Origin of the sequence: Streptomyces milbemycinicus (genome assembly GCF_002154605.1) — a bacterium.
Lineage (GTDB): Bacteria > Actinomycetota > Actinomycetes > Streptomycetales > Streptomycetaceae > Streptomyces > Streptomyces milbemycinicus.
The window spans coordinates 1-3,451 of sequence record NZ_MUNE01000952.1 but is presented as its reverse complement, the minus strand read 5'-3'; the positions used below and the strand labels follow the sequence as shown (position 1 = coordinate 3,451).

Annotated in this window: 2 protein-coding genes and 3 pseudogenes; 1 reads left to right on the top strand and 4 read right to left on the bottom strand. The window is 65.3% G+C overall.

From position 1 onward, the window contains the following. The 4 genes and pseudogenes from CCN51_RS49445 to CCN51_RS49430 form a co-directional block, all read right to left on the bottom strand. Positions 1 to 383 (bottom strand): phytanoyl-CoA dioxygenase family protein (locus CCN51_RS49445; RefSeq protein ID WP_483883481.1); only part of this gene is annotated, 383 nt, incomplete at its 3' end. A 247-nt stretch (positions 384 to 630) separates the two neighbouring features. Continuing rightward, positions 631 to 1,827, bottom strand: coding sequence for a pentalenolactone synthase (gene penM, locus CCN51_RS49440; RefSeq protein ID WP_014182237.1), 1,197 nt, complete (start codon positions 1,825 to 1,827; stop codon positions 631 to 633). 348 nt (positions 1,828 to 2,175) lie between these two features. Next, a pseudogene (locus CCN51_RS58790) lies at positions 2,176 to 2,337 on the bottom strand (IS5 family transposase); the annotation flags it as partial. 26 nt (positions 2,338 to 2,363) lie between these two features. Beyond that, positions 2,364 to 2,702: pseudogene (locus CCN51_RS49430) on the bottom strand (integrase core domain-containing protein); the annotation flags it as partial. 58 nt (positions 2,703 to 2,760) lie between these two features. On the opposite strand from CCN51_RS49430, the pseudogene CCN51_RS58785 reads away from it, so the two are divergent. Then, positions 2,761 to 3,247 (top strand): annotated as a pseudogene (locus CCN51_RS58785) (helix-turn-helix domain-containing protein); the annotation flags it as partial. Between the last annotated feature and the right edge of the window lie 204 nt (positions 3,248 to 3,451).

Below are 3,451 nucleotides of genomic sequence, written 5' to 3'. Positions count from 1 at the left end.
GGCTCCGCGGAGCCCGCAGCGGAGGGGTAGTAGCGGATCGTCGTCGACTTGAAGACGAAGACGGGCTCGCCGAAGACCTTCTCCCAGACCTTGAGGGTCGAGGGGTGGTTCCACAGGTCGTCGTACTTGACGTAGTCGTGCATCGCCACCTCGTCGACCGCCTCGAAGGACTCGATGGTGAGGGTGTCGAGCGTGGTGCCGGGGGCGGTGTGGCCGAGTGCGATCAGGCCCTCGAGCATCTGCTCGGCCGTGGTCCGGACGAGTTCACGGTCCAGAGCGCCGCGCAGACAGAGGTAGCCGTGCTCGTCGTAGAACCGGTCGAGGGCCTCACGGTCGTCGAGAAGAGGCGTGCAGTCGACGTAGTCGCTGAAAGTGTCCGTCATGGTTCCTTGTCCTCCTGACGTCTGTGCGTTGGGGGGAAGGAGCGTCAAACATCCGGGCGGGCGGACGGCTTCGATGGCGCCGGGTGAGGCAGAGGTGACGAGAGACGACCGCCGGGGACGGCCGGTGCTGACGTTCGGGACGCGCCGACGCGCTGTGATCCGTCAGGGACGACAGGCCATGCAACGTTCTGTCAAAGCGACCGACCGTGAACGGTGGACGGCTGTGTTTTCGCTCGTGCAATGCCACTTAGAAGGTAACGGGGAGTTCATCGAACCCGCCGGTGATCCGGTGCTCCTGCCAGCGCAGCGACTCCTCGGGTACCGCGAGCCGCAGGTTGGGCAGTCTGCGGAACAGCCGCTCGAACACCGCGGTCAGCTCGATCCGGGCCAGCGTGCGGCCGATGCAGTGCCGGGCGCCGTGCCCGAATGCCAGATGCGACTTGGGCTTGTTACGGGCCAGGTCGAACAGGTCGCCGTCGGGGAATGCCCGGCCGTCGTAGTTGGCCGCGCCGATGGCCAGCATCACCGCGTCTCCGGTCCGGATCACTGTCTCGCCGACGGTGATGTCGCTGTGCGCGTAGCGGGGTATTATCGCGTTCGATCCCTTGCCGCCAACGCCCAGGCGCAGGATCTCCTCGACCGCGGCCGGTGCGAGTTCGGGATTCTCGGCCAGCAGGGCGCGCTGGGCCGGATTGCGCAGCAGCAGCAGGGTGCCCAGGTCGATGCGCACAATGGTGGTCTCGTATCCGAACAACAGCACGGCGTTACCCAAGTGGGCAATGTCCGCATCGGACAGTGCGCTGTCTTTATGGGCGATCAGCTCGGACAGGAGGTCGTCGCCCGGCTCGGTTCGCTTGCGCGCCACCAGTTCCGTTATGTAGTCGACAACCTGCTGAAAGGTGTTCGCCGAGTGCTGGTTGTCGCTCTGGTCGAATGTGCCTCTCGCCCACTGCCCGAACCGCTCCCGGTCGGCCAACGGCACGCCAAGCAGATCGCAGATCACCATGGTCGGCAACGGAAACGACAGCGCGCGGTGCAGGTCGACCGGCGGAGTGCCGGCGGCCAACTGGTCGAGCAGGTCGTCCACGTGGTGCTCGATCCGGGTCTTCATGAGGCGCATCCGGCGCGTGGAGAACCGGGGCACAAGCAGCGCGCGCATCTGCGCATGCCTGGTGGCCTCGGTGTCGTAGTCGTCCCCGGCCATCAGCGCGACCATGAAGCGCCTGGCCGCGCTCTTGGCCGACTGCTCCGGGTTGGGATTGCTGAGACCGAGTCGACGGTCGGCGAGTAGTGCCCTCACCTCGTCGTAGCGGGTGACCAGCCAGGCATCTTCACCGGCGGTCCGCACCCTGGTGATCGGCTCCTCCTGCTGCAGTGCGCGCATCTGGGGCGCGATGCCGAGCATGGCTGGGTTGTCGAACGGTAACCTCGGCAGTTCCTTCATGTGGCCATGATCATGTGTTTAGGATTTTATGTCAATAAGTTTGAGTCAGGTATTTCAGCGGTCGAATCAACGTGGGTTGACTGTTACGACTGGGACGTGTGTGCTCGATGTCCGGTGGAATGCCGGTGCCGTTTCCTTGACATCGACGAGAAATAGCAGAACGTCAGCTTCGGGGAGATCGCGCAGTGACCCCCTTGATTGCGGGCACGGCGTAGGCGAGCCTCTGCGGTAAGTCTTCCTTGATAAGGCAGCCCTGTGCCCACAAGGCGAATGCCTGGTCCGGGCGGTGGCAATCCCAGAACGCGCTAAAAGGGCGTTTTGTCTCGGCGGTGGTGTTTGGGTCGAGGTTTAGGTGTCGCGCCAGTTCGGGGTGGATTCGCGGGTGAGTCGTCGGATTATGAGGTCGATCGTCGCGACGTGCATTATGGCTTCGGGGCGGTGGGGGTGGGTTTCGTAGTCGCGGGCGAGTCGGCGATGGTGCTTGAGCCAGCTGAAGGTTCGCTCGACAATGCGGGTGCCGATAAATCATCCGTGCGTGTGGGTAGCGGGCGGCAGGGGGCGGCTTGTCCCAGGGCTCTGTGCGGGTGGTGCTCGTTGTAGAAGGATTCGTACTCGCGCAGGGCGTGGAGGAGGTGGCTCTGGTTCCAGATCAGGGTCCGGTCCAGGGGTTCGGTGCGGCAGGTCTGTATCCAGCGCTCCATGAGCGAGTTCATCCGCGGTATCCGAATGCCGGTGGTGACGACCTTCAGTCCGGCGTCGGTCGTCAGGGCGTCGAAGGCGGCTGTGAACTTCGAGTCGCGGTCGCGGATGAGGAACTTGGCCTTGTTGCGCGCGTCTTCGAGGTTCATGAGGAGGTTGCGTCCGAGCTGCACGATCCTGTGCCGCTCGAAAAGTCATCGTCGCAGGTGAGCGGGGTGCGGTCAGCCCGCTGGGACCGTACCGGTCCGCTATGAGCCCGCCGACCAGTTCTGGTTCGCCGCCCCTGTCCGGGCTGATACCCCGGCGCCACTGGCTCAGGGTCTTCCCTGTCACTCCCGGCACCCTGCTGGCCTGGCATCGCAGGTTCATCGCCTCGAAGTGGGACTACACCGCGGGCCGGGGCACCGGACGCCCACCTACCAGGGCAGCGGTCAAGAAGCTCGTCCTGCGGTTGGCCGGGGAGAATCCGAGGTGGGGGCACCGGCGGGTCCAGGGGGAGCTGATTCGACTCGGGCATCGGGTGGCTGCGTCGACGGTTTGGGAGATCCTTCACGCAGCCGGGATCGATCCGGCGCCGCGCCGCTCAGGTCCCACCTGGCGCGAGTTCCTGACCGCGCAAGCCGAGGGCATCATCGCGGCAGACTTCTTCCATATCGACAGCGCCCTCGGCGGGCGGTTGTACGCGCTGGTGTTCTTCGAGCACGCCACCCGGCGGCTGCACACCCCACCAGGCCCGTAACCAGCTACCACCCGACGCTCATAAAGAACCCGCCGCGGCGCATGCCCTCAGCACCAGCAAAGTCCTGCGCACCCGGATCCTCGGCGCGTCCGGCGGGTGAAGCTCCATAGCCAGTCGACCTCGATGAACCCGGATCGGTCACAGAGCGGGTTGGCCGCCGTCCGGCTGCGTTTGGGGGCGTCGTCG